A 25,544-nucleotide genomic window follows, 5' to 3' on the forward strand; every position below is an offset into this window, starting at 1 on the left:
ATCACGTCGACTGGCAGCGCGGGCACCAGTAGACGACGCGCTCCCTCGTCGGGTCGGCTCCCAGCGCGGAGCGCAGGATCGGCGTGCCGCACCGGTGGCACGGGCGGCGGTCGCGGCCGTAGACCCAGCGGTCCTGACCGCGCCGGCTGTCGCCCGTGAAGTTGCGCACCGGGAGCTCGACGTTGCGCCGGATCGTCCGGACGCCGAGATCGAGCAGCGCGGGCACGTCGACCTCGGGCGCGGGGCGCTCGGGATGCACGCCCCGCAGGAACAGCAGCTCGCTGGCGTACTCGTTGCCGAACCCGGCGACGCTGCGCTGATCCTGCAGCGCGACGTGGATCGGGCGCGGATCGGCCGCCACGCGGCGCGCGGCCTCGGCGGCGTCCCAGTCGTCGCCGAGCGGATCCGGCCCCAGGTGACCCACGACGCGCGCCTCGTCGCGCGTGGGGAGCACCTCGACCATCGCGATGTCGAAGCCGACCGTCTCCCAGTCGCGCGTGCCGACGATGGCGCGGGCCTTGAAGGCGGGCTTCCGCCAGCGTGCTGCGTCCCCGTTCGCCGGGGTGCGGTACGCATGCCACTCGCCCTCCATCTTGAGGTGCGAGTGCAGGGTCAGGTCATCGAAGCGGTGCAGCAGGTGCTTGCCGCGCGCGGCGACCTCGCGCACGGTCTGCCCCCGGGCGTCGGCGTTCGCGCTGCCCGGGACGCGGATGTCGAAGCGGATCACCTCGTGGCCGGCGAGCACGGCGTTCAGCCGCCGCGCGGTGCGGTGGACGGTGTCGCCCTCAGGCACGTGCCGCCGCCCCCGCGGTGAGCTTGCGCAGGGTCAGGCCCTTGGTCGATTCCACGAAGCCGGCCTCGCGCAGCGCCCGACCCACGACGAATCCGTAGCCGTCACGGCCGTACACGAACTCGCCGTTCACCTGCTCGACCGTGAGCGTCTCGAGGCGCCGGTCGCGCGCGGTGCGGGCCAGGTCGGCGGCGGCCGCGGCGAGCACCGGCTCGTCGTCCGTGAAGGCCAGCGCGGTGCGCCCGCCCCGCTCGAGGTAGAGCGCGAGCGCGCCGTCGACCAGCACGACCAGTCCGCCGGCCTTGCGGCCCGGGCGATGCTTCACGGCGTCCAGAGCGGGCCAGGCGAGCGCCGCGCCGTACGGATTGGCGGGGTCGGTGGCCGCGAGCGTCGCGGCGCGCAGGGGAGCCGGATCGGCGAGCCCGGCGAACTGCCGCAGCCGGTCGATCGTGGGGGACGTCGCGAACTGCGCGGCGCCGAGCTTCTCGATGAGGTACCCGCGGCGGCAGTGGCCCGCCTGCTCGAGGCTCGCGAGCACCCGGTACGCCTGCGCGAACCCGCCGGGCACGCCCTCGTTCTGCACGGCGCCGCGCGTGACGACGCCGTATCGGTCGAGCAGCAGCGACGCCGTCGCGGTGTGCCGCACGGCGGCATCCGGCTCGGGATCCGGCAGCAGCGACCAGCGTCCGCCCGACGCCTGAGGCCGCGGCGCGGGCGTCGCGCCGCCGGAGAAGGTCGGACGGGCGCCGCGGTACAGCCGCGCCCGGGGCGTGCGGCGCGCGGACCGGTGCGCCTGCGATCCGGCGCCCAGGAGCGAGCGGATCGGGGCGAACGTGTCGTTCGTGACGCGGCCGGCCCAGACGAGGTTCCACAGCGCCTCGACCGTGCCGATCTCGGTCTCGCCCTGCGCCAGCTCTCGCAGCTGGGGCGCGAAGTACGCGCCGCCGCCGGCCAGCGCCGACAGCAGGCGGGCCTCGAGGGAGCCCGGCGCGATCTCGATCTCCGACGGCGGGATGGTGAGCGGCGCCGCGTCCGCGGGATGCAGCGCGATCCAGCCGTCGCGTCCCGGCAGGGAGCCGTGGCCCGACCACACCACCTCGCCCGTCGCGGTGAGCTCGTCGAGCATGCCGGGCGTGTAGTCGCGCACGCGCGACGGCAGGATCAGCGATTCCCACGCGCTGGCGGGGATCGGCACGCCCGCGAGCTGGTCGACCGCGGCCAGGACGCCGTCGATGCCGTCGAGCGGACGCGTGACGTGCTGCCAGTCGGGCAGGAACCGCGCGTACGCGTCGGGCGAGACGGGCTCGACGCTGCCGCGCAGGGCGGCGAGCGAGCGCATCCGGATCCGGCGCAGCGCCTCGGCGTCGCACCACTCGGGCTCGTCGGAGACCCCCGCGTCGGCGAGGAAGAAGCCGCTGACGAGGCGCCCCTGGCCCTCGAGGCGCTGCAGGGCGTGGCGCGCGACGGCGGGCCCGATGCCCAGGCGCTCGGCGACGGACGCGGTGGTGAACGGGCCGTGCGTGCGCGCGTAGCGCGACACGACGTCGCCCAGCGGATCCGGCAGCGGCTCGAGGAACGCGACCGGCACGCCGACGGGCAGCGCGACGCCGAGCGCGTCGCGCAGGCGGCCGGCGTCCTCGATCGCGGCGAACCGGTCGGCGCCGGCGATCGACACGCGGATCGCGCGCCGCGCGTCGACCAGGGCGTCGAGGTGGGCCGCGGCCGGCTCCGGCTCCTCGAGCCGCTCGGCCACCTCCTCGACCGACAGGGGCCCGAGGACGCGCAGCAGGTCGGCTGTGCCCTCGACGCCGCGCGCGCGGCGATCCGGGGCGAGGCGCTGCGCCTCGGCCTCGAACTGCGCGATGACCTCGGGATCGAGGAGCTCGCGCATCTCGACCTTGCCGAGCAACTCGCTCAGCAGCGACGGATCGACCGACAGCGCGGCCGCGCGGCGCTCGGCCAGCGGCGAGTCGCCCTCGTACATGAACGCGCCGACGTAGCCGAACAGCAGGTCGCGCGCGTACGGAGAGGGCTGCGCGGGCTCGGTCTCGACGAGCCGGATGCGCCGCTCGCCGATCGAGCGGACGATGCGCAGCAGCGCGGGCAGGTCGTAGACGTCCTGCAGCACCTCGCGCAGCGTCTCGAGGATGATCGGGAACGTCGGATGGCGCCGGGCGACCTCCAGCAGCTGCGCCGAACGCTGACGCTGCTGCCACAGCGGGCTGCGCTTGCCGGGGTTCTGTCGCGGCATCAGCAGCGCGCGGGCGGCGCACTCCCGGAAGCGCGAGGCGAACAGCGCGGATCCGCCCACCTCGTCCGTCACGATGCGCTCGAGCTCGTCCGGATCGAACACGAACAGCTCGGCGCCGGGCGGCTCGGATTCGGCGTCGGGGATGCGCGCGATGATGCCGTCGTCGCTCGCGACGGCGGATCCCTCGACGCCGAGGCGCTCGCGGATCCGCGCGTTCACGGCCAGCGCCCACGGGGCGTGCACGTGCATGCCGTACGGGGAATGCAGGATGATCCGCCAGTCGCCGACCTCGTCGCGGCCGCGCTCGACCGTGAGCGTGCGGTCGGTCGGCAGGCTGCCGGTGGCCTCCTTCTGCTCGGCGAGGTAGCCGAGCAGGTTCTGCCGCGCGAAGTCGTCCAGGCCCGCGTCGATCAGCCGCTGCTCGGCCTTGGGCGGGGCGAGCGCGCTGAGCTCGCGCGCGAACCGCCCCAGCGCCTCGCCGAGCTCGGCCGGGCGGCCGAGCCCGTCGCCGTGCCAGAACGGCACCTTGCCGGGCTGCCCGAACGCGGGCACGACGTTCACGCGGTCGTGCGTGATCTCGACGATCTTCCAGCTCGTGGTGCCGAGCGTGAAGACGTCGTTCACGCGCGACTCGTAGACCATCTCCTCGTCGAGCTCGCCGACGCGGGCGTTGCGGGTCTCGCCGGCGATGAACACGCCGAACAGCCCGCGATCCGGGATCGTCCCGCCGCTGGTGACGGCCAGACGCTGCGCGCCCGGCCGTCCCTCGATCGTGCCGGCGTCGCGATCCCACACCAGGCGCGGGCGCAGCTCGGCGAACTCGTCGGACGGATAGCGGCCGGCGAGCAGGTCGAGCGTCGCCTCGAACGCGCTGCGCGGCAGCGAGCGGAACGGGGCGCTGCGCCGCACCGTCTCGAACCAGCCCTCGACCTCGATCGATCCGAGCGCGGTGGCCGCGACGGTCTGCTGCGCCAGGATGTCGAGCGGATTCTGCGGCACCGCGATCGCCTCGATCTGGCCCGCGAGCATCCGCTCGGTCACGATCGCGGTGTGCAGCACGTCGCTGCGGTGCTTGGGGAACAGCGCGGCCTTGGAGATCTCGCCGACCTGGTGCCCCGCGCGTCCGACGCGCTGCAGGCCGCTGGCCGCGCTCGGCGGCGCCTCGACCTGGATCACGAGGTCGACCGCGCCCATGTCGATGCCGAGCTCGAGGCTGCTGGTCGCCACGACGCAGCGCAGCTCGCCGGACTTCAGCTGCTCCTCGACGATCGCCCGCTGCTCCTTCGAGACCGAGCCGTGGTGCGCCTTCGCGAGCACGGGATCCGCCCCCGCCGTCTGCCCCGCCTGCGCCATCATCGCCGCCGGGATCGCCGGATCCGGCAGGTCCAGCCCCAGCCGCTCGCTGTAGATCTCGTTCAGCCGCGCGGTCAGGCGCTCGGCGAGGCGCCGCGAGTTGGAGAACACGATGGTCGACTTCGCCCCCAGGATGCGATCGACGATCGCCTCCTCGACGTGCGGCCAGATCGATCCGGTCGCCTCCGGCGTATCGGGCTGGAACCAGTCGTCGGGGTCGCCCGTCTCGGCCGCCGGCGTCGCCCCCGCCGCGGGCGGCGGGTTCTGCATGTCGGCGATCGGCACGGTCACCCGCAGCTCGAACGTCTTCGACGCGCGCGGCGCGACGATGTCGACCGGCGCGGCGCCGCCGAGGAACCGCGCGACCTCGTCGATCGGCCGGACGGTGGCCGACAGTCCGATGCGCTGCGCGGGCTTCTCCAGCAGGTCGTCGAGGCGTTCGAGGCTGACGGCCAGGTGCGCGCCGCGCTTGGTCGCGGCCACGGCGTGCACCTCGTCGACGATCACGGTGTGCACCTCGCGCAGCGTCTCGCGCGCCTGGCTCGTGAGCATCAGATACAGCGACTCCGGCGTCGTGATCAGGATGTCCGGCGGATGCCGCACCAGCCGCTGACGGTCGCTCGAGGGCGTGTCGCCCGAGCGCACGCCGACCGACACGTCCGGCGCGGACTCGCCCCGTCGCCGCGCGGCCTGCGAGATGCCGACGAGCGGCGAGCGCAGGTTCCGCTCGACGTCCACGCCGAGCGCCTTCAGCGGCGAGACGTACAGGATCCTGGTCCGTTCCGATCCCCTGCGCTCGGGCGCCGCGTGATCCTTCTCGCGGAACACCCGGTCGATGGCCCACAGGAACGCGGACAGCGTCTTGCCGGATCCGGTCGGCGCGACGACGAGGGCGTGGCGGCCCTGCGAGATCGCGTCCCATGCCCCGGCCTGCGCGTCGGTGGGCGCCTTGAACGCGCCGCGGAACCACTCCCGCGTCGCGGGAGCGAACCGATCGAGCACATCCACCCGACCATCCTGCATTCTCATAGCGCGCTTCGCGCGCGTCTCGCACGCTTCGGGGCCGCGAGCGGCGCCCTCGCGCACGAGGGCTCGCGCTCCGCGCTCGCCGGCGTGCGCTCCGCGCCCGCATTGGTCGCTGCGCTCCACGCTCGCTCTGCTCGCACGGGGGTCCAGCCCTCGACGACCGGCCTGCGCCCGCCGCTCAACGGCCCGGGACGTCCAGCTGCTTCTCCAGGAACACGCGGACGTCGGCGAGCTCCTGCTCGGAGACCGCGTGGCGGAGGTTCGGGTAGATGCGGCCGACCAGGTCGCTGTGGCCCGGCAGCCAGTCGGTCGTGTGCAGCACGAGCTGCATCGGGATCACCTCGTCGAGCACCCCGCGCCCCCAGAACACGGGCGGACGCAGCTCGGTGAGGTCGGCGTCGCGCGGCAGCTCGCCGGGCATCGCGTACCCGGAGAGGTTCGCGACGAACGCGATCCGCTCGGGGTCCAGGCGCAGCGCCTGCAGGGCCACGGCGCCGCCCTGCGAGAATCCCAGCAGCCCGACGGCGGTGGCCTCGCCGGCGACGATCTCGAGCCACGCCAGGACGGCCTCGGCCGCGCGCGTGACGTGCACCGGATCGCGGCTCTCGAGTCCCTCGATCGGATACCAGGATCGTCCCGGCGTCGGGAACGGCGGCTCGAGCGGCGCGCGCAGCGCCGCGACCGCGAACTCGGACGGCAGGTGCGGCGTCAGCGCGAACAGGTCGTGCTCGTCGGCGCCGTAGCCGTGCAGCAGCACGAGAAGCGGGCGGCCCGCCGGGTCGCCCGACCACAGCACCGCGGCCTCGTCGATGGGGGGAGTGTCGGACACCCGTCCATACTGCCGCGGGTGGCCGACGTTCCTCCACGGGGCGGCGGGATCCGGCCGCGCCCGGGCAGGACGGCCCCGCCCAGGTGGCGATCCGGCCGCCGCCGGGTATACAGGAGGTATGGCCGTGCGCACTCCCGATCCGGATCCCGAAGAGCAGCCCTCCGACGACGCCGACTTCGGCGCGGTGGGCGCGGCCGGATTCGGCGGCGTGCCCGGCGGAGGCGCGAATCCCGCGTGGCTCACGGATGTCGAGCTCGCCGAGATCCGTCGGCGCATGCCGATGCTGTACGTCGAGGCGGTCCCGGTGCGCACGGACGGGACGGGCGCGGTGACGCAGGTGGGCATCCTGCTGCGCGCCACGCCGGTCGGCGAGATCACCCGCACGATCGTGTCGGGGCGCGTGCGCTACGGCGAGACCGTGCGCGACGCGCTGTTCCGCCACCTCGAGAACGACCTCGGGCCGATGGCGTTCCCGCTGCTGCCGCCGTCGCCCGTGCCGTTCACGGTCGCCGAGTACTTCCCCATCCCGGGTGTCAGCGCGTACCACGACGATCGCCAGCACGCGGTGTCGCTCGCGTTCGTCGTGCCGGTGACGGGCACGTGCGAGCCGCGGCAGGATGCGCTCGAGGTCACTTGGATGACGCCCGAGGAGGCGTCGTCCGAGTCGCTCGCGGCCGAGATGGAGGGCGGCCGCTCGACGCTCGTGCGCACCGCGCTCGCCAGCGTCGGCGCCCTGCGCTGATCGGGCCTTCGCCGACCGGGCGGGCGCCGATCAGGCCCGCGCGGTCGCGGCGTCGATGAGGGTCGCGGCGGCCTCGCGCGCGACGCCGGCCGACTCGGACGTGCCGATGATCGCGGCGGTGGTCTGCGCGCCCTCCGCGAGGATCGCGAGCTGCGGTCCGAGCGCGGGTGGCGCTCCGGCCTCGGCGACGAGGCGGTCGACGTAGTCCTGGAACGACACCTTGTGCGCGCGCACGGCCTCCGCGACCGCGGGGCTCGTGGCCCCCAGCTCGCCGAAGGCGTTGATGAAGCCGCACCCGCGGAAGTCGTCGTCGTCGAACCAGTTCGCGAGGTGGTCGTACACGGCGAGCAGCCGGTCCCGGGCGCTGCCGGCCCGCGCGACGGCGCCGTCGATGCCCCGCGTCCACAGCGCGTGGCGGTGCGCCAGCACGCCGAGCACGAGCTGCTCCTTGGACGGGAACTGCCGGTAGATGGTCTTGAGCGACACCCCGGCCGCGTCGCGCACGGCGTCCATCCCGACCGTGCCGATGCCCCGTCCGTAGAACAGGCGGTCGGCGGCCTCCACGATCTGCTCGCGCACATCCACGTCGGTCATGTCGTCTCCTTCCCGATAGATGCTATCGGGGGCGGAGAACCGCAGTTCTCCGCCCCGCGATCCCGCGTGCGGCTCAGGACCGCACGAACGGCAGCAGCGCGGCGTTGACCTCGTCGGCGTGCGTCCACAGCAGGCCGTGCGGGGCGCCCTCGATCTCGACGTACTGCGCCGCCGGAACGGCGTCGTGGAAGCGGCGGCCGGTGGCGTCGATCGGCAGGATGTTGTCCTTCGTGCCGTGCAGGATGAGCGTGGGCAGGCCCGCATCGCGCACGGCCGCGACGTCGGCGCGGAAGTCCTCGATCCAGGAGTCCACGACCGCGTAGGCGGCGACGGGTGCGCTGCCCACGGCCGTGTTCCAGTTGGCGCGCACGACCTCTTCGCTGATGCGCGAGCCCAGCGTCTCGTCGAGGTTGTAGAAGTCCTTGTAGAACTGCGTGAACCACGCATAGCGGTCGCTCTTGGCGGCGTTCACGATGCCGTCGAACACGCTCTGCGGCACGCCGTCGGGGTTGTCGTCGCGCTGGACGAGGAACGGCTCGAGTGAGGCGAGGAACGCGAGCTTCGCGACCCGCTCGGTGCCGTAGAGGCGGGTGTAGCGGGCGAGCTCGCCCGTGCCCATCGAGAAGCCGACCAGGATCACATCGCGCAGGTCGAGCGTCTCGAGCACCGTGTCGAGGTCGGCGGCGAACGTGTCGTAGTCGTAGCCGGCGCCGACCTTCGACGAGGCGCCGAAGCCGCGACGGTCGTACGTGATGACGCGGTAGCCGGCGGCCAGCAGCTCGCGGGTCTGCTTCTCCCAGCTGTCGCCGTCGAGCGGGTAGCCGTGGATCAGCACGACCGGCTGCCCGGCGCCTTGGTCCTGGTAGTGCAGTTCGATCGGGGCCGAGTTCTCGGTGCCGACGGTGATGGAGCCCATGATGTCCTGCTCTCTGTTCGGAGAGAACGTGCGTTCTCGCTTGATCACAGAATAGGGGAACGAGCGTTCTCCGCGCAAGTGCGGATCTGAAACGCATCCGCCGCGCGGATCGTGAGAGCGCCAGGGGCGCCGCGCTCGGTCAGCCCGCGGCGGTCGCGGCGGCGGCGATCGCGGCGACGAACGCGTCGACGTCGGCCTCGGTCGTGTCGAAGCTCGTGAGCCAGCGCACCTCGCCCGTGGCCTCGTTCCAGTCGTAGAACCGGAAGGTCTCGCGGATCCGGTCGGCGGCGCCGGGCGGCAGGGTCGCGAAGACGCCGTTGGTCTGCGTCGGCTGCGTGAACGCGAAGCCGCGGATGGAGCCGTCGGCCAGGCCCGCCTCGATGCCCGATCGCAGGCGCGCGGCCATCGCATTGGCGTGCGCGCCGCTGCGCAGCCAGAGGTCGTCGGTCAGCAGGGCGACGAGCTGCGCCGAGACGAAGCGCATCTTCGACGCGAGCTGCATGGCCGACTTGCGGAGGAAGTCGATCCCGTCCACGGCCTCCGGATCCATCACCACGACCGCCTCGGCGCCGATCGCGCCGTTCTTCGTGCCGCCGAAGCTCAGGACGTCCACGCCCGCGTCGCGCGTGAAGGCGCGCAGCGGGACCCCGAGCGCCGCCGCCGCGTTCGCGATCCGGGCGCCGTCCATGTGCACCTTCAGGCCCAGCGCGTGGGCGGCGTCGGCGATCGCGGCGATCTCCGCCACCGTGTACAGCGTGCCGAGCTCGGTCGACTGCGTGATCGAGACCACCTGCGGCACCGCCTGGTGCACGCCGCGCGACCCCGCGACGGCGCAGATCATGTCGGGCGTGAGCTTCGCGTCGGGCGTCGCGACCGGCACGAGCTTGAAGCCGCCGACCTTCTCGGGAGCGGCGCCCTCGTCGGTGTTGATGTGCGCGAGCGCGGGCGTGATCACGGCGCCCCAGCGCGTCAGCATCGCCTGCAGGCCGACCACGTTGGCGCCCGTGCCGTTGAACACCGGGAACGCCTCGACGCCCTCGCCGAGCAGCCCGGCGAACAGCTCCTGCAGGCGCGCGGTGTACGGGTCCTCGCCGTACGAGACGGCGTGGCCGCCGTTCGCGGCGGCGATCGCGGCGATCACCTCGGGGTGTGCGCCCGCGTAGTTGTCGGACGCGAAGTGACGGCGGGACGCATCGTGCAGGGGATCCACCGGATCAGCCTACGGCGGGGGATGCGCGCGTCGACGCGGGCTGCACGACGCAGGACGCGGTGTGACGGATGGGGCCGCCGGCCGCGCGTGGGGACGGATCCGGCGCCCGCGTCCTGCGTTCTGCAGACGGACGCGACGCAGAGGCCCGGCCGGCCGTCCATCGCCCGACGGACCGGGATACATCCGGCGACGGATGTGACCGGGCCGCGCGGACCGTACGGTGAAGGGGATGGACGATCGCAGCACCCCCGGAACCGCCCCCGACGTCTGGCCACCGCGACTCGCAGGGCTCTTCCGCGAGGTGTCGCCGACACAGTGGGCGATCGACGGCGTCGTCGGCATCGTCTTCGCCGCGGTCTCCCTCCTCTCGATGCGGGCGATCGGCTCCTCGAGCCTCCTCGTCCTGATCCCGACCGTGATCCTGATGATCGCGGCGCTCATGCTGAGCCGGCTCTCCCCGCCGCTCGCGCTCGCGGCGGCCTGGTTCGGCGCGCTGTGGCAGATGGGCACGCAGCAGCAGCCGATGCCCGCGAACGTCGCGATCTTCGTGGTGCTGTTCGCGACGGCGGCCTACGGATCCCGGCTCGTGTACTGGGCGGGCTTCGCATCGGCCTTCCTCGGCGCGGCCGTGATCGCGGGATACCTCGTCGTGATCCCGCAGATCTGGCGGGGCTTCGCGACGTCGCTGACGGAATCGGCCACCACGGCCGCCCTGACCTTCATCGCGGCGCTGTTCGCGCTGCTGCTGTCGTGGACGGCGGGCGCGCTGTTCCGGTCGATCCTGCGCGGCCGCGAGGTGCGGCGCGCCCAGCGCGACGCGGAGGAGCGCGCCAGCGCAGAGGAGGAGCGCGGCCGCATCGCCCGCGACATGCACGACGTGGTCGCGCACTCGCTCGCCGTGGTGATCGCGCAGGCCGACGGCGCGCGCTACGCGGCGGCGGCGGATCCGGATGCCGCGACCGCCGCGCTCGCGACCATCAGCCAGACCTCGCGCGCCGCTCTCGCCGACGTGCGTCTGCTGCTCACGCAGCTGCGTCACCGGCAGAGCGCCGGTCCGCAGCCCACGCTGGCCGACCTCGAGCAGCTCTACGCGCAGGTGCGCGCGGCGGGCGTGGACCTGCGCGTGGACATGGACCCGGCCCCGGTCGGCGCCGCGCCCGCCGCGGTGCAGCTGGCGGTGTACCGGATCCTGCAGGAGGCCCTCACGAACGCGCTGCGGCACGGCGACGGCGGGCCCGTGGACGTCGGGCTCGCGTGGCATCCGGAGCGCGTCGACCTGCACGTCGGCAACCGGATCGGAGTCGAGGGCCGGCCGTCGGAGCCGGGCGGGCACGGCGTGATCGGCATGCGCGAGCGCGCCCAGCTGGCCGGCGGCCGCCTCGATGCCGGCGCGGAGGGCGACGCGTGGGTCGTCCGCGCCGAGATCCCGATCCGGGCGGTGGCGGCGTGATCCGCGTGGTGCTGGTGGACGACCAGGCGCTGTTCCGCGCCGGCATCCGCATGCTCGTGGCCTCGCAGCCCGACCTCGACGTGGTGGGCGAGGCGGGCGACGGGCGCGAGGCGCTCGGTGTGATCGCCGAGACCCGCCCCGACGTCGTGCTCATGGACATCCGGATGCCCGTCATGGACGGTCTGGCGGCGACCGCCGAGCTGCTGACCCAGCCGGATGCGCCGAAGGTCGTCATGCTCACGACGTTCGATCTCGACGAGGCGGCCGCGCGGGCGATCCGGCAGGGCGCATCCGGCTTCCTGCTGAAGGACGCGGATCCGGAGTTCCTGCTGGCCGCGATCCGCACGGTCCACGCCGGATCGTCCGTGATCGCCGCGAGCGCGACGCGCGACCTGTTCGCCCATGTCTTCGGTGGACGAGGTGCCGAGGCGCCGCGCCCGGTGCCGCCGTCCTACGCGGATCTCACCGAGCGCGAGCGCGAGATCTTCGCGCTCGCCGCGCGCGGCCTCAGCAACGCCGAGATCGCGGCGCGCGAGTTCCTCAGCGAGGCGACGGTCAAGACGCACATCAGCCGCATCCTGACCAAGCTCGCCCTGCGCGACCGCGTGCAGCTCGTGGTCTTCGCGTTCGAGCACGGGCTGGGCTCGCTCTAGCGTCCCTCAGTCGGCGAGGGCGTCCAGGACCGCGGCGATCGCGGGGGAGGGCGCCATGGAGCGCCGGTGCACCGCGATGATCGCGCGCGTCGGCTCCGGGTCGCGCACGGGCACCGCGACGAGATCGTCGCCGAGCGCCGCGCGGCCGAGCCGAGGCACCAGCGCGATGCCGAGGCCCGCGCGGGCGAGCGCGAGGTGGCTGTCGAACTCCATCGCGACGTGCGCGATGCGGGGCCGGCGGCCGGTGCCGTCATGCATCCGGCTCAGCCACTGCCGGCAGATCGAGCCCGCGGGCGTCGCGATCCACTGCTCGTCCACGAGGTCGTGCGGCGTCAGGGACTTCCGGCCGGCGAGCGGATGGCCGCGGTGCAGGATCACGTCGGCCGCGTCGTGCGCCACGGTGGTCGCGACGAGGTGATCGGGGATGTCGATCGGCACGTCGCCCCACGTGTGCACGATGCCGACGTCGCACTGGCCGGAGGCGACGAGGTCGACCGTGTCCCACGGCTCGCGCTCGGCCAGCGACAGCGAGAGATCCGGATGCGCGTCCAGCAGCGCGCGGGCACGCGGGCCGACGAGGCCGCGCATCGCGGTGGAGAACGCGGTGAGCCGTATCGTGCCGGCCACGGCGCCGGCCTGGAGCCGCAGGCCCGCCTGGACCTGCTCGATGTCGGCGAGGAGGCGGGCGCCCTCCTCGACCAGGTATCGACCGTGGTGCGTCAGCATCACGCCGCGGCCCACGCGCTCCAGCAGCGGGGTGCCGGTCTGGCGCTCGAGGCGCTTGATCTGCTGGGAGACGGCGCTCGGCGTCAGGGCCAGGGTCTCGGCGGCGGCGCTGACCGTGCCCATGGCGGCGACGGCGCGCAGGGCGGTGAGGGCATCGAGATCGATCATGCACGAACGCTACCGAGTCCTGTGCAGAAGTCATCGCTGGTGCTGCACGATCGTTCCCGCGAGGGTGGGGGCATGTCCCGTCGCGATGCCCTCCTGGCCGCCCTCGTCGCGCTGATCTGGGGCGTGAACTTCGTCGTGATCGATGTCGGGATGGCCGGCATCCCGCCGCTGACGTTCCTGGCGGTCCGGTTCGCGCTCGTCGTCGCCGTCGCGATCTGGTTCGTGCCGCGCCCGCGGGTCGCGTGGTGGAAGGTCGCGGGGGTGGGCGTGTTCATGTCGCTCGGCCAGTTCGGCTTCCTCTACGCGAGCCTGGCGGCCGGCATGCCGGCGGGCCTCGCCTCACTCGTGCTGCAGGCGCAGGTGGCGCTGACGATCCTGATCGCGGCGGGCGCGCTGCGCGAGCTGCCGACCGGAACCCAGCTCGCGGGCGTGCTGCTCGGCTGCGTCGGCCTGGTGATCGTCGGCGCGGGCCGGGGCGGGCACGTGCCGCTGCAGGCGCTGCTGCTCTGCCTCGGCGGCGCGCTGTCGTGGGCCGTCGGCAACGTGATCGCGCGGGCCGCCCGGGTCGGCGGCGGGCTGTCGCTCACGGTCTGGTCGGGCCTCGTCGTGCCGGTGCCGGCGATTCTGCTGTCGCTGGTGATCGACGGTCCCGCGGCGATCGGCGCGGGCCTGGCCTCGTTCGGCGTCCCCGCGCTGCTGTCCACGGTGTACACGGCGGGGGCCGCGACCCTGGTCGGATACGGGATCTACAACGGGCTGCTCGCGCGGAACCCCGCCTCGGCGGTCTCGCCGTGGATCCTGCTCGCCCCCGTGTTCGGCATCCTGTCGGCCTGGCTCGTGCTGAACGAGGTGCCCAACGCCGCGGAGCACGCCGGCGGCGCCCTGCTCGTGGTGGGCGTGCTGGTCGCCGGCCGCCGTCGTCGACCGGTGCCCCGTGCGAGCGCAGCGACCGTGCACTACCGACAAGAAGACACAGCGGGCGAGGGGATGAACCCCCCGCCCGCTGTGTGAGCCGGCCTACTTCTTCAGGTCGAAGCGGTCGTTCTCCATGACCTTGACCCAGGCGGCGACGAAGTCCGTGACGAACTTGCCCTTCGCGTCGTCCGAGGCGTAGACCTCGGCGAGGGCGCGCAGCTCGCTGTTGGCGCCGAAGACCAGGTCCACGCGAGAGCCCGTGAGGCCCGTGTTCGACGTGTAGGTCTGCTGGTCGTCCGCGGGCGTCCACTCGATGCCGAGCTCGAGCAGGTTCACGAAGAAGTCGTTCGTGAGCGCGCCCGGCGTCTCCGTGAAGACGCCGACGTTCGAGCCGTCCCAGTTGTTGCCCAGCACGCGCAGGCCGCCGACCAGCACGGTCGCCTGCGGCGCCGAGACGCCGAGGTGGTTCGCGCGGTCGAGGAACAGGTACTCGCTCGGCAGCTTCAGGTAGCCGCTGTCGTAGTTGCGGAAGCCGTCGGCCACCGGCTCGAGCCACGCGAACTGCTCGAGGTCGGTCTGCTCCTGCGTCGCGTCGACGCGACCCGGGGTGAAGGGCACCTCGATCTCGACGCCGGCGGCCTTGGCCGCCTGCTCGACGCCCACACCACCGGCGAGCACCACCACGTCGGCGAACGACAGGCCCGACTCGGCGGCGATCGTCTCGAGGTGCGCGATGACCGGCTTCAGCTGCTCGGGCTGGTTCACGCGCCACGACACCTGCGGCTCGAGGCGGATGCGTCCGCCGTTCGCGCCGCCGCGCTTGTCGGACGAGCGGAACGTCGCCGCCGCCTTCCACGCGGTCGACACGAGCTGCTGCACCGTCAGGCCGGAGTCCAGGATCAGCTGCTTGGCCTTCGCGACGTCGGCCGGCAGGGTCGAGGCGGGAGCGAGAGGCAGCGGGTCCTGCCAGATCAGGTCCTCGGCGGGCACCTCGGGGCCGAGGTAGCGCGCCTTCGGGCCCATGTCGCGGTGGGTCAGCTTGAACCAGGCGCGGGCGAACGCGTCGGTGAACGCGGCCTGGTCGTCGCGGAAGCGACGCGAGATCGCGTCGTAGGCGGGGTCGAAGCGCAGCGCCAGGTCGCTGGTCAGCAGGCGCGGCTCGCGCTTGCCGTCCGAGTGCGACATCGGCACCATGTCGGCGCCGGCGCCGTCCTTCGGGCGCCACTGGTTCGCGCCGGCGGGCGACTGGAACAGCTCCCACTCGTACGCGTACAGGATGTGGAAGAACTCGTTGTCCCAGCGGGTCGGGTGGTAGGTCCACGTGACCTCGAGGCCCGACGTGACGGTGTCCTCGCCGTGGCCCGTGCCGTACGCGTTCTTCCAGCCGAAGCCCTGCTCCTCGAGCGCGGCGGCCTCCGGGTCGGCGCCGAGACGGTCGTCCTTGTGGGCGCCGTGCGTCTTGCCGAACGTGTGGCCGCCGGCGATCAGGGCGACGGTCTCCTCGTCGTCCATGCCCATGCGGCGGAACGTCTCGCGGATGTCGCGGGCGGACGCGATCGGGTCGGGGTTGCCGTTCGGACCCTCGGGGTTGACGTAGATGAGGCCCATCTGGACCGCGGCCAGCGGTGCCTCGAGGTCCCGCTCGCCCGTGTAGCGCTCGTCGTCCAGCCAGACCTGCTCGGGGCCCCAGTACACGTCGTCGTCGGCCTCCCACACGTCGGGGCGGCCGCCGGCGAAGCCGAAGGTGGGGAAGCCCATGGTCTCGAGCGCGACGTTGCCGGCCAGGATGTAGAGGTCGGCCCACGAGATCTTCTGGCCGTACTTCTTCTTGACGGGCCACAGCAGGCGGCGCGCCTTGTCGAGGTTGACGTTGTCGGGCCACGAGTTCAGGGGGGCGAAGCGCTGCATGCCCGCGCCGCCGCCGCCGCGGCCGTCGTGCGAGCGGTACGTGCCGGCCGAGTGCCACGCCATGCGGATCATGAACGGCCCGTAGTGGCCGAAGTCCGCGGGCCACCAGTCCTTGGACTCGGTCATGACCGCGGCGAGGTCGGCCTTGACGGCCGCGAGGTCGAGGCTGTTGAACGCCTCGGTGTAGTCGAACTCCTCGCCCAGCGGGTTCGCGACCGCGGGGTTCTTGGCGAGGATCTTGAGGTTCAGCTTGTTCGGCCACCACTCGGTGTTGGCCGAACCCATCGTGGGGTGGACGCGCTTGCCGGGCGACGCGTCGACGTGCGCCTCGGTGCCGGGGAGGGCGGGTTCGCTGTCGACGGACGCGGGCTGCGCAGAGCCGGCCGGGGAGTCGTAGCCGAACGGGCAGGAGCCGGAGTTCTCGGTCATCTTCGCCTTTCGTAGGGGATGGGACGGGGGTCAGGATGCCGCCGGCGCGGCGACGTCGCCCGCCTGGCAGTCGGGGCACAGGCCCCAGAAGATGAGCTCGGCCTCGTCGACGGCGAAGCCGCGCGGGTCGGCGGGCCGGATGCACGGCGCCTCGCCGTGCACGCACGCGACGTCGACGATCAGGTCGCACGAGCGGCACACCAGGTGGTGGTGGTTGTCGCCGACGCGCGACTCGTACCGCGCGACGAGCCCGTGCGGCTGGATGCGGCGCATCAGCCCGGCCTCGGTGAGCGCGTGCAGCGAGTCGTACACGGCCTGGTGCGACACCGCGGGCAGCTCCTCGCGCACGGCGCGGATGATCGTCTCGGTGTCGGCGTGCGCGTGCCGGCGCACGGCGTCCAGCGTGGCGACGCGCGGGCCCGTGACGCGCAGCGCGGCCGCGCGCAGCAGCTGCTCGGCACGCGTCTCGTGCGCGTCGTGGGAGTGGGTCACCGGAGATCCGATCGATTCAAAGAACTGAACGATTCCAACCTAGCCGACGCCTCCGACGACGTCGAATGACCGGCGCGTCGCGATCCGGATCATCCTTCCGATGTACGCGGATGCGTCCCGCGGGCGATCCGGAGGAGGGGGCCGGATCCGTAGCGTCGCCGGTATGGAGATCACGACCACCGACATGGGCCTCGCCGCCCGCGTGCAGAGCCTCACCAAGACCTACGGATCGGGCGACGGCGAGGTGCGGGCGCTCGACGACGTCACCGTCGGCATCCGCCGTGGGCAGTTCACCGCGATCATGGGCCCGAGCGGCTCGGGCAAGTCCACGCTGATGCACATCATGGCCGGCCTCGACGCGCCCACGGCAGGGCGGGCCTGGATCGGCGACACCGACATCACGGGCCTGCGCGACACCGACCTGACGCTGCTGCGCCGCCGCCGCGTCGGCTTCGTGTTCCAGGCGTTCAACCTGGTGCCGACGCTCGACGTGCGCGGCAACATCCTGCTGCCCTTCGACCTCGACGGCCGCCGCCCCGACGCGCACGAGAAGGCGCGCATCGACGGCCTGATCGACTCCCTGGGGCTCGGGCCGCGCCTCGGCCACCGCCCGCACGAGCTGAGCGGCGGCCAGCAGCAGCGCGTCGCGATCGCGCGCGCGCTCGCCACGGCGCCCGACCTCGTGTTCGCCGACGAGCCGACGGGTAACCTCGACTCCCGCACCGGACGCGAGGTGCTCGCGCTGCTCGCCGCCGCGAGCCGCGACCACGGCCAGTCGATCGCGATGGTCACGCACGACCCGATCGCCGCGAGCCACGCGGACCGCGTGCTGTTCCTGGCGGACGGCCGGATCGCCGCCGACAAACCCCGCCAGACCGCCGAGCAGATCTCGGCGCACATGCTGGCCGCCGACGACGCCCCCGCGCAGGTGACGGCGTGACCGCCGTGCTCGACGCGGTCGTCCCGGACACCTCCGGCACCGCCTCGTGGTGGTCGCGCCTGGCGTTCCTGCGCGAGCGCGGCATGGGCGCCAGCATCCTCGTCGCGGCCCTGTCGAGCGCGTTCGGCGTGCTGCTGCTGAGCGCGACCGGCTACATCGGCGCGCTGATCGCGGCGGATCCCTACCTCGGCGACTCCGGCCTCGCGGTCGCCGTCATCTCCATCCTGGGCGGCATCCTGCTGCTGCTCGCGCTGTACGTCGCCGCGATCGTGACGGCCAACACGTTCTCGACCATCGTGGCCGGCCGCACGCGCCGGATCGCGCTGATGCGCCTGATCGGCGCGACCGCGCGCTCGCAGCGCGCCGAGGTCGCGACGCAGGGCCTGGTCGTGGGCGCGGTCGGCGCAGCGGCGGGCCTGATCGCGGGACTCGGGATCGCCGCCGCGGGCGTCGCGATCGGCTCGCGCGCCCTGGGCGACGTCGGCTACGACGTGGCGCAGGCGTCGCTGCTCGTCCCGGCCGCGGTCGTGGTGCTGACCACGTGGGTCGCGGCGTGGGTCGGATCGCGTCGCGTGCTGACCGTGACGCCGCTGCAGGCGATCGGCGGATCCGTCGAGCGCCAGCACGGCGAGTTCGCCCGCCCCGCGCGCAGCGTCGCGGCGGTCGTCCTGATCGCGCTGGGCGTGATCCTGCTCGGCCTCGGCGCGCTGATCGGCATGGCGAGCCCGATGGGGGTCCTGCCGGCCTTCGTCGGCGGCCTGGTGTCGTTCACGGGCCTCGTGATCGGATCCACCGCGATCATGCCGCCGCTGCTGCGGCTCGTGGGACGGGCGTTCGGCGGGTCCGCCGTCGCGCGCCTCGCGTCGGAGAACGCGCTGCGCTACCCCGAGCGGTCCAGCCGCATGGCGATCGGCGTCGTGATCGGCGTCACGCTCGTGACGATGTTCGCGGTGGCCGCCGAGACCGCCCAGGCGCTGATGATCTCCACCGCGGACGCCGCCGGCTACCCCCAGGAGCGGATGGCCGTGCTCGACAACTTCGCGATCGTCATGATGGTGCTGGTCGGCGTCTCGGCCGTGATCGCCGCCGTCGGCCTGGTCAACCTGCTCACGATCGGCATCGTGCAGCGCCGCCGCGAACTCGGCCTGCTGCGCGCGCTGGGGCTCTCGAACGACCAGATCCGCCGGATGGTGCTGCTCGAGGCCGCGCACATCACGCTCACGTCGCTCGTGTTCGGGCTCGTGCTGGGCGTCGCGTACGGCTGGGCCGGCGCGCAGTCGGTGCTCGGATCCGTGCCGCTGCAGCTGGGGATCTCGGCCTTCGTCGTCACCCCGGCGATCCCGTGGCTCACGATCGGCGGGATCGTCGCCGCCGCCGCGGTGCTCACGCTCGTGGCCGCCGTCACGCCCACGCGCCTCGCGACGCGCGTGGCGCCGGTCGAGGCGCTCGCGGGGGACTGATCTTCTCGGCCGCGCGTGATCGATCGCTCGGCCGACGCTTCGCGCCGGCGCTCGCGATCGATGGCTGTCGCTTCGCTCCATCCACGCGCTGGTCGGCCGCATCCGCGGCACGCTCGCTTCGCTCGCACGGGGGCACGTGCCCACGCACTCAGCGCCCGTCGGGATACGGCAGATCCCGGCTGCTGAGCGAGCGAAGCGACCGACCGCGATCGCATCCCGCGTCAGATCCCGCGCACCATCCGGCGCTCGTGCAGCGTGACCCCGCCCGTGCGCTCGTCCTTCGTGACGCCGTCGAACGCGAAGCCGATCTTCTCGTAGAACCGGATGGCGCGGTCGTTGCCGTCCAGCACCCACAGGAACGCGGGCAGCTCGCCGATCGCGGCGTCGGCCAGCATCGCGCCGGCGCCGCTGCCGTGGCGGCGCGGGTGCACGTACAGCGCCCACAGCTCGAGCGGCCACGGCGGGTCGTCGCCGCGGGCCGGGCCCGACGAGCTGAAGCCGATCAGGTCCTCGCCCTCGAGCGCGACCCAGGTCCGGCCCGCCGCCTTCGGGTTCTCGAGCGTCGTCCGCCAGCGGGCGGCCCGCGCGACGATGTCGAGCGAGTCGAGCACGGCCTGCGGGATGAGCCCCGCGTACGCGATCTGCCACGTCCGCACGTGCACCTCGCTCAGGCGATCGGCGTCCTCCGGCACCGCCCGCCGGATCGTCAGCTCGGTCCTCGCGGCCTCGGTCGTCGGCATCTCAGTCATCGGCGGCCGGCTCCCGCTCGGGTTCGAAGGCCCAGGTCGGAGCGAGGCGCCGCAGCCGCGTCCCGCGCCACTGCCATACGGCCCACAGCGGCCCCCACAGCGCGGGTGCCGCGAGCCCGCCGATCACGAGCCGCTCGCGCCACAGCGTGCGGGACGGGTCGCCCGGCGCGGGAGCCACGGCCATCTGGTGGTCCCAGACGTCCAGGCTCGCGAGCGGGCCGGTGAGCGGGATCCCGCAGTCGCGCAGGATGCGCACGTCGCCGTGCGCATCCGTCCGCTGCCGGTCGTGCACCGAGATGAGGTGGGCGCCGAGGCCCAGCCCGAACGTGCTGTAGCGGACGGGCGCGTCGGCGCCGTCCGTCCACCGCGTCGGCAGGCCGCCCGTGGCCATCGACTCGACGTGCAGCAGCGGCCCGTACAGCTCGGCGAGCGCGGCCGGCGAGTGCAGTGCGCGCCACGCCGCGTCGGCGTCGATGTCCAGCACGAGCTTCTGCAGGATCCGCATGCCGCCACTCTGTCACTCGCGCGCCGCTTCGCGGCACCCTCTTGCGCGGGCCGCCCGCACTCGGGCATGTCCCACTTCGCGCCGCTCACACCCCGACCGTGTCCCACTTGGCGCCGGAATGGCGCGGCAGAAGGGCGGCAAGTGGGACACGACGGCGGATGACGCCCGGTGACGCCGCCGGACGGGGGCCGGATGAGCGCCGCCGTACGCTGATCCGGTGAGTTCGCCGTTCGATCAGTCCACGTACCAGGTCCGTCTCGACTGGGGCGTCGCGGGTCTGCGGCGCCTCGCGCCCGCCGACGTCTACGTCGTGGTCGACGTGATCCGGTTCTCGTCGAACGTCGCCGCCACCGTCGCGGACGGCGGATCCGTCGCGCTCGCGGACGCCGCGGCGCACTCGATCAACGGCGCCGCGCTCGCGAAGGCCGCCGGCGAGCTGCCGCACGGCCCCCTGGTCCTGGCGGGAGCGCTGCGCAACGCGTCGGCCGTGGCCCGGGCGATCAAGGCCGAGCAGGAGCGCCGCAGCGCACGCACCAGCGTGGCGATCATCGCGGCCGGCGAGCTGACGCCCGAGGGAGACCTCCGCTTCGCGGTCGAGGATCAGCTCGGCGCGGGGGCGGTCGTCGACGCGCTCACGCCGCTCGGCATCGACCACTCCTCGCCCGAGGCGGTCGCGGCCGCCGAGTCCTTCGCCGCGCTGCGCCGCGCGGTCAAGCACCTGCTCACCTCGAGCGGATCCGGCCGCGAGCTGGAGGGCGACCCGCGCCACGCGCAGGTCCACGCCGCCGCGAAGGTCGACGACATCGACGTCGTCCCCGTCCTCCGCGACGGCGCGTTCACCTCCCTCTAGAAGCGGTCGCCGCTGCGCGGCACGCTCGCTTCGCTCGCACAGGGGGCGGGCTGACTGGCGAACGGCCCGACCCCGGGGGGCGGGCCGTTCGCAGGCGCCTCAGCGCCGCGAGCTCGTCGGGATCACCGAGGAGATCGGGGAGGGCCCCTGGCCGTCCGCGGGCAGCTCCGGCAGCGGCTCGTCCGCGTGGGCGTCGCCCACCATGGTGCGCTCGTCGAACGGGAGGTCGCCGCGCAGGACCTCGACGGCGCGGTCGCGGTCGAACTCCTTCGTCCACGCGCCGATCACGATCGAGGCGACGGCATTGCCCGTGAAGTTCGTCAGCGCGCGCGCCTCCGACATGAAGCGGTCGATGCCCGTGATCAGGCCGATGCCGTCGACGAGATCGGGGCGGTAGGTCTGCAGGCCGCCGGCGAGGGTCGCAAGCCCCGCGCCGGTGACGCCCGCGGCGCCCTTGGACGCCAGGATCATGAACACCAGCAGGCCGATCTGCTCGGGGATCGTGAGCGGGTCGCCCATCACGGTCGCGATGAACAGCGACGCCATCGTGAGGTAGATGGCCGTGCCGTCCAGGTTGAACGAGTAGCCGGTCGGCACAGTGATGCCCGCGACGGGCTTCGAGACGCCGACGTGCTCCATCTTCGCGATGAGCCGCGGCAGCGCCGACTCGCTCGACGACGTCGAGACGATCAGCAGGTACTCGCGGCCGAGGTACTTCATGAGCGAGAGGATGTTGATCCGCGCCGCGAACCACAGCACGGCGCCGAGCACGACGCCGATGAACAGGATGCACGTGAGGTAGAAGCCGATCATGAGCGTCGCGAGCGAGACGACCGCGCCCCAACCGGTCTCGCCGACGACGCCCGCGATGGCACCGAAGGCGCCGATGGGCGCCACCCACAGCACCATGGTGAGCACGCGGAACACGACGATCTGCACGGCGCGCACGCCGTCCAGGATCGGCTCGCCGCGCGAGCCCAGCTGCTGGATCGCGAAGCCGACGAGCAGCGCCACGAACAGCACCTGCAGCACCGAGTCGCCCACGAGCGGCGAGAACAGCGTGGTCGGGATGACGCCCAGGATGAAGTCGGTCGCCGACTCAGCCCCGCCCTCCACCTCGTAGCCGGCGTCGGGGATCCGCAGCCCCTCGCCCGGGTGCAGGACGTTGCCGACGACGAGGCCGATCAGCAGCGCGAAGGTCGACATCACCAGGAAGTAGCCGAGCGCGAGCCCGCCGACCTTGCCGACCGTCGCGGCCTTGGCGATGGATCCGATCCCCAGCACGATCGTGCAGAAGATCACGGGCGCGATCATCATCTTGATGAGCGCGACGAATCCCTGGCCGATCCAGGCGAGGGACGAGCCGAACTCGGGCGCCGCGAGGCCGACCGCGACGCCCGCGATCACGGCGACGATCACCGCGATGTAGAGCCAGTGCTGCTTGTCGAGACCGCGTCTCCGCGCGGTCGATCCGGGTGCATATGGCGTCGTCGCCATGGGGGTCTCCTCGTGCCGGGGCGCCCGCCCGCGCCTCGGGAGAGGCGGAGCCACAGCGCCGTCGATGTGCGTCCCGATCCTGTCCGTCGCCGCGGGTGCGGCGACATTAACGTGCATAGTGTTCGCGCTCATCGGCGCTCGCGGCGGGCGCGCGGCGGCGACAATGGGGGACATGCGACGCGAGGATGCGCCCCCGGGCACGGCCGCCGACGCGCATCCCATCCGGGAGCGTCGGCGGTCCATCGCGCGACGCTTCCTGATCGAGCTCGGGCTCGTGCTGTGCGCCGGCGTGGTGGTCGTGTTCATCGGCCTCGCGTACGACGCGCACGCGTCCGCACACGACCGGGCGGGGCAGACCAGCACGGATCTCGCGACGACGCTCGCGATCGACCCGACGGTCGTGCAGGCGGTCGCGCAGGCGCACGCGGAGGCCGGATCGGATCGCGACGGCTCCGTCACCCGCGCCGCCGCGCGCCTGCAGCCGTACGTCGAGGGCATCCTGCGCACGACCGACGTCGACTACGTCACGATCATGGACACGGATCGCACGCGCTACACGCATCCGGATCCCGCCCGCATCGGCGGGGAGTTCCTGGGCACGATCGAGCCCGCGCTGGCGGGCGAGACCTTCACGGAGGTGTACGAGGGCACGCTCGGGCCGTCCGTGCGCGCCGTGACGCCGATCCGCGTGAGCGGCGAGGTCGTCGGGCTGGTGTCGGCCGGTGTGACGCTGCAGAGCGTGACCGCGTCGATCCTGACCCGGCTGCAGATCGTCGGCGTCTTCACGGTCGTGGTGCTCGGTCTCGGCGCGCTCGCCGCGTGGGGGCTGTTCCGCCGCCTGAACCGGGTGACCGACGGCCGCGACGCCGACGAGCTCGCGCGCCTCTTCGCGGCGCACGAGGCCGTGCTGCACTCGCTCGAGGAGGGCCTGCTGCTGATCGAGCGGCGCACCGGCGAGGCCGGGCGCGTGGTGCTCGCGAACGACCAGGCGGCGCGCATGCTCGGCATCGACCGCCCGCCGCCGTTCGCGGTCGACGCCGCGTGGCTGCCGGAGGACGTGCGCGCGCTGCTCGAGGCGGACGACCGGGAGGGCGTCGAGCGGATCGGCGGCCGGGACCTGCTGATCGCGCGAGACGACGCGGAGTTCGGCGGGCTGACCGGCCGCGGCGCGCTCATCCTGACCCTGCGCGATCGCACCGAGCTGCGCCGGATCACGGGCGAGCTGTCGTCCGTGCACACGATCTCCGACGCCCTGCGCGCGCAGGCGCACGAGTTCGACAACCGGCTGCACACGATCGCGACGCTGATCGAGCTCGGCCGCGCGGACGAGGCGCTGAAGTTCGCCGCATCCGAGCGCGACCTCGGGCAGCGCCTGGCCGACCGCGTGCTGCACGCGGTGGACGAGCCCGTGATCGCGGCGCTCATGCTCGGCAAGGCGGCGCAGGCCCACGAGCGCGCGGTCGAGATGCACTTCGAGACGCACCTCGCGCCCGGCACGCAGGGACTGCATCCGGCGGACGTGGTGACGATCCTCGGGAACCTGATCGACAACGCGACGGATGCCGCGGCCGCACGCGCGGCCCGCACGCGATCGACCGACGCGTGGGTCGAGGTGTACCTCGCGTCGACGGACGACGGATCCCTCGTGTTCCAGGTCACCGACAGCGGCGACGGCATCGCCGAGGCGGATCGCGAGCGCGTGTTCCGCCGCGGCTACTCGACCAAGGACGCCGGATCGCAGGCGCACGGCTACGGGCTGACGCTCGTGCGGCAGGTGGTCGCGGGGCTCGGCGGCGCGATCGAGGTCTCGGCGGCGCCCGGCGGGGGAGCGGTGTTCACGGCGATCCTGCCGGCGCCCGTGGGGGTGTCCGGATGATCCGCGTCCTGGTGGTCGAGGACGACGCGCGCACGGCGGCCGCGCACGCCGAGTTCGTGCGGCGCCTCGACGGCTTCGAGCCCGCGGGCGTGGCGCACACGCTGAGCGCCGCGCGTCGCGCCCTGCGCGACGCCGTGGAGCGGGACGAGCGCATCCACCTGCTGCTGCTCGACCTCAACCTGCCCGACGGGCACGGCCTCGACCTGTGCCGGGAGCTGCGCGCATCCGGGCTGATCGTCGACGTGATCGCGGTGACCGCGGTGCGCGAGCTCGAGGCCGTGCGCCGCGCCGTGGCGGTGGGCGTCGTGCAGTACCTGATCAAGCCGTTCGTGTTCGAGGTGTTCGCCGAGAAGCTCGCCGCGTACAAGGACTTCTTCGACCGGATGCGGGCACCCGTCTCGACGCTCAGCCAGCGCGAGGTCGACACGGCGTTCGCGGCGCTGCGCACGTCGAACGCGCCGGGCCTGCCGAAGGGCCTGTCGGAGGAGACGCTCGACGCGGTGTCGCAGCTGCTGTCCGCCTCGGCCTCGCCCCGGTCGGCCTCGGAGGTGGCGGAGGACCTCGGACTCTCCCGCGTCACGGCCCGCCGGTACCTCGAGCACCTCGCCGACCGCGGCGTCGCCGTCCGCGCCCCGCGCCATGGCTCCCGGGGTCGCCCCGAGCTCGAGTACTTCCGTCCCCGCGGCTGACACGCGGCCGAGTCGGACGCGCCGACCCCGACCCCTATCGCGGGGTCGCCGCCGCCAGGCGCGCCGCGGCGGTGATCTCGCGGTGCTGCCAGTGGAACTGGTGGCGCGGGTCGAAGCGCGGCGCGCACTTCACGCACGACATCGGCCGCGTCGGCCGCCGGTGCCGATACGCCGTGTGCCCGGCGGGGCACACGCCCACCCAGGGCGCGAGCTCGTTCGCGGTCTCGCCGCGGTGCGTTGCGCCGCCGACGTACCCCAGCTCCCGTGCGACGCGCTTCCACGCCGGTCCGTGCCCGGCGGCGGGGCCGGCGAGCGCGTGCGCGACCTCGTGCAGCAGCGTCTGGTGGTTGGTGTCGTCGTCGTACCGGGCCGTCAGGTAGCGCGACACCGTGATGCGCTTGCGCGTGTAGTCGCACAGACCCGCGCGGCGCTTGGCGTTGTCGAAGCCGAACGTCCACGACGGATCCAGATGGAGGTCGAGGAGGGCCTGCGCCCACACCCGAACGCGATTCAGATCCGACACCCG

Annotated in this window: 22 protein-coding genes; 9 read left to right on the forward strand and 13 right to left on the reverse strand. The window is 73.4% G+C overall.

Going from position 1 to position 25,544, the window contains the following annotated elements:
* Position 1: 1 nt before the first annotated feature.
* From AAD528_RS13765 to AAD528_RS13775, 3 genes are all read right to left on the reverse strand, one after another.
* Positions 2 to 793 carry a DNA-formamidopyrimidine glycosylase family protein gene (locus AAD528_RS13765; protein WP_345752657.1) on the reverse strand — a complete coding sequence of 264 codons (792 nt, stop codon included), beginning with the start codon at positions 791 to 793 and terminating at the stop codon, positions 2 to 4.
* Entirely contained in the window at positions 786 to 5,423 is a 4,638-nt protein-coding gene (locus AAD528_RS13770) for an ATP-dependent helicase (protein WP_375339627.1), read from the reverse strand. The genes AAD528_RS13765 and AAD528_RS13770 overlap by 8 nt, the downstream gene beginning before the upstream one ends.
* A 175-nt stretch (positions 5,424 to 5,598) precedes the next feature.
* On the reverse strand, positions 5,599 to 6,249 hold the full coding sequence (locus AAD528_RS13775) for an alpha/beta hydrolase (RefSeq protein WP_345752658.1): 651 nt from the start codon (positions 6,247 to 6,249) through the stop codon (positions 5,599 to 5,601).
* A 118-nt stretch (positions 6,250 to 6,367) separates the two neighbouring features.
* On the opposite strand from AAD528_RS13775, the gene AAD528_RS13780 reads away from it, so the two are divergent.
* On the forward strand, positions 6,368 to 6,991 hold the full coding sequence (locus AAD528_RS13780) for an NUDIX hydrolase family protein (RefSeq protein WP_345752659.1): 624 nt from the start codon (positions 6,368 to 6,370) through the stop codon (positions 6,989 to 6,991).
* Positions 6,992 to 7,021: 30 nt separating this feature from the next.
* On the opposite strand, the gene AAD528_RS13785 is transcribed toward AAD528_RS13780, so the two are convergent.
* The 3 genes from AAD528_RS13785 to AAD528_RS13795 form a co-directional block, all read right to left on the reverse strand.
* Entirely contained in the window at positions 7,022 to 7,585 is a 564-nt protein-coding gene (locus tag AAD528_RS13785) for a TetR/AcrR family transcriptional regulator (RefSeq protein WP_345752660.1), read from the reverse strand.
* Between the two features lie 73 nt (positions 7,586 to 7,658).
* Complete coding sequence (locus AAD528_RS13790; protein WP_345752661.1) at positions 7,659 to 8,501, reverse strand: alpha/beta fold hydrolase; 843 nt, start codon at positions 8,499 to 8,501, stop codon at positions 7,659 to 7,661.
* A 139-nt stretch (positions 8,502 to 8,640) separates the two neighbouring features.
* Positions 8,641 to 9,711, reverse strand: coding sequence for a threonine aldolase family protein (locus AAD528_RS13795; RefSeq protein ID WP_345752662.1), 1,071 nt, complete (start codon positions 9,709 to 9,711; stop codon positions 8,641 to 8,643).
* A gap of 229 nt (positions 9,712 to 9,940) precedes the next feature.
* Here AAD528_RS13795 and AAD528_RS13800 point away from each other — a divergent pair, with 229 nt between their 5' ends.
* Both AAD528_RS13800 and AAD528_RS13805 read left to right on the forward strand, forming a co-directional pair.
* On the forward strand, positions 9,941 to 11,161 hold the full coding sequence (locus AAD528_RS13800; protein ID WP_345752663.1) for a sensor histidine kinase: 1,221 nt from the start codon (positions 9,941 to 9,943) through the stop codon (positions 11,159 to 11,161).
* Positions 11,158 to 11,814 (forward strand): response regulator, encoded by a 657-nt coding sequence (locus tag AAD528_RS13805; RefSeq protein WP_345752664.1) that lies wholly within the window; start codon positions 11,158 to 11,160, stop codon positions 11,812 to 11,814. The genes AAD528_RS13800 and AAD528_RS13805 overlap by 4 nt, the downstream gene beginning before the upstream one ends.
* 6 nt (positions 11,815 to 11,820) lie before the next feature.
* Here the strand turns inward: AAD528_RS13805 and AAD528_RS13810 are convergent, their stop codons facing one another.
* Positions 11,821 to 12,708, reverse strand: a complete 888-nt coding sequence (locus AAD528_RS13810; RefSeq protein WP_345752665.1) for a LysR family transcriptional regulator — start codon at positions 12,706 to 12,708, stop codon at positions 11,821 to 11,823.
* A 72-nt stretch (positions 12,709 to 12,780) separates the two neighbouring features.
* Here AAD528_RS13810 and AAD528_RS13815 point away from each other — a divergent pair, with 72 nt between their 5' ends.
* A complete protein-coding gene (locus AAD528_RS13815) occupies positions 12,781 to 13,719 on the forward strand; it encodes an EamA family transporter (RefSeq protein ID WP_345752666.1) in 939 nt (312 codons plus the stop codon).
* Between the two features lie 6 nt (positions 13,720 to 13,725).
* Here AAD528_RS13815 and katG read toward each other — a convergent pair whose 3' ends face one another.
* Positions 13,726 to 15,960 carry a catalase/peroxidase HPI gene (katG, locus tag AAD528_RS13820; protein WP_375339628.1) on the reverse strand — a complete coding sequence of 745 codons (2,235 nt, stop codon included), beginning with the start codon at positions 15,958 to 15,960 and terminating at the stop codon, positions 13,726 to 13,728.
* A 30-nt stretch (positions 15,961 to 15,990) separates the two neighbouring features.
* Positions 15,991 to 16,452, reverse strand: a complete 462-nt coding sequence (locus AAD528_RS13825) for a Fur family transcriptional regulator (RefSeq protein WP_345752667.1) — start codon at positions 16,450 to 16,452, stop codon at positions 15,991 to 15,993.
* 163 nt (positions 16,453 to 16,615) lie between these two features.
* Here AAD528_RS13825 and AAD528_RS13830 point away from each other — a divergent pair, with 163 nt between their 5' ends.
* Both AAD528_RS13830 and AAD528_RS13835 read left to right on the forward strand, forming a co-directional pair.
* On the forward strand, positions 16,616 to 17,392 hold the full coding sequence (locus tag AAD528_RS13830; RefSeq protein ID WP_345752668.1) for an ABC transporter ATP-binding protein: 777 nt from the start codon (positions 16,616 to 16,618) through the stop codon (positions 17,390 to 17,392).
* The gene (locus AAD528_RS13835; RefSeq protein ID WP_345752669.1) at positions 17,389 to 18,852 is read left to right on the forward strand and encodes an ABC transporter permease; all 1,464 of its coding nucleotides are present in this window, start codon (positions 17,389 to 17,391) and stop codon (positions 18,850 to 18,852) included. The genes AAD528_RS13830 and AAD528_RS13835 overlap by 4 nt, the downstream gene beginning before the upstream one ends.
* Positions 18,853 to 19,073: 221 nt before the next feature.
* Here the strand turns inward: AAD528_RS13835 and AAD528_RS13840 are convergent, their stop codons facing one another.
* Entirely contained in the window at positions 19,074 to 19,601 is a 528-nt protein-coding gene (locus tag AAD528_RS13840) for a GNAT family N-acetyltransferase (RefSeq protein WP_345752670.1), read from the reverse strand.
* Entirely contained in the window at positions 19,594 to 20,106 is a 513-nt protein-coding gene (locus AAD528_RS13845) for a hypothetical protein (RefSeq protein ID WP_345752671.1), read from the reverse strand. Before AAD528_RS13845 ends, AAD528_RS13840 begins: the two co-directional genes overlap by 8 nt.
* A 217-nt stretch (positions 20,107 to 20,323) precedes the next feature.
* Here AAD528_RS13845 and AAD528_RS13850 point away from each other — a divergent pair, with 217 nt between their 5' ends.
* On the forward strand, positions 20,324 to 20,956 hold the full coding sequence (locus AAD528_RS13850; RefSeq protein ID WP_345752672.1) for a 2-phosphosulfolactate phosphatase: 633 nt from the start codon (positions 20,324 to 20,326) through the stop codon (positions 20,954 to 20,956).
* A 99-nt stretch (positions 20,957 to 21,055) separates the two neighbouring features.
* Here the strand turns inward: AAD528_RS13850 and AAD528_RS13855 are convergent, their stop codons facing one another.
* Positions 21,056 to 22,453 (reverse strand): cation:dicarboxylate symporter family transporter, encoded by a 1,398-nt coding sequence (locus AAD528_RS13855; RefSeq protein ID WP_345752673.1) that lies wholly within the window; start codon positions 22,451 to 22,453, stop codon positions 21,056 to 21,058.
* 172 nt (positions 22,454 to 22,625) lie between these two features.
* On the opposite strand from AAD528_RS13855, the gene AAD528_RS13860 reads away from it, so the two are divergent.
* Positions 22,626 to 24,329, forward strand: coding sequence for a sensor histidine kinase (locus tag AAD528_RS13860; RefSeq protein WP_345752674.1), 1,704 nt, complete (start codon positions 22,626 to 22,628; stop codon positions 24,327 to 24,329).
* Positions 24,326 to 25,018, forward strand: coding sequence for a response regulator (locus AAD528_RS13865; protein WP_345752675.1), 693 nt, complete (start codon positions 24,326 to 24,328; stop codon positions 25,016 to 25,018). Before AAD528_RS13860 ends, AAD528_RS13865 begins: the two co-directional genes overlap by 4 nt.
* A gap of 34 nt (positions 25,019 to 25,052) precedes the next feature.
* Here the strand turns inward: AAD528_RS13865 and AAD528_RS13870 are convergent, their stop codons facing one another.
* Positions 25,053 to 25,541, reverse strand: coding sequence for a SprT-like domain-containing protein (locus AAD528_RS13870; RefSeq protein ID WP_345752676.1), 489 nt, complete (start codon positions 25,539 to 25,541; stop codon positions 25,053 to 25,055).
* Positions 25,542 to 25,544 lie beyond the last annotated feature (3 nt).

It is taken from the genome of Microbacterium rhizophilum, from assembly GCF_039605615.1.
GTDB classification, from domain to species: Bacteria; Actinomycetota; Actinomycetes; order Actinomycetales; family Microbacteriaceae; genus Microbacterium; species Microbacterium rhizophilus.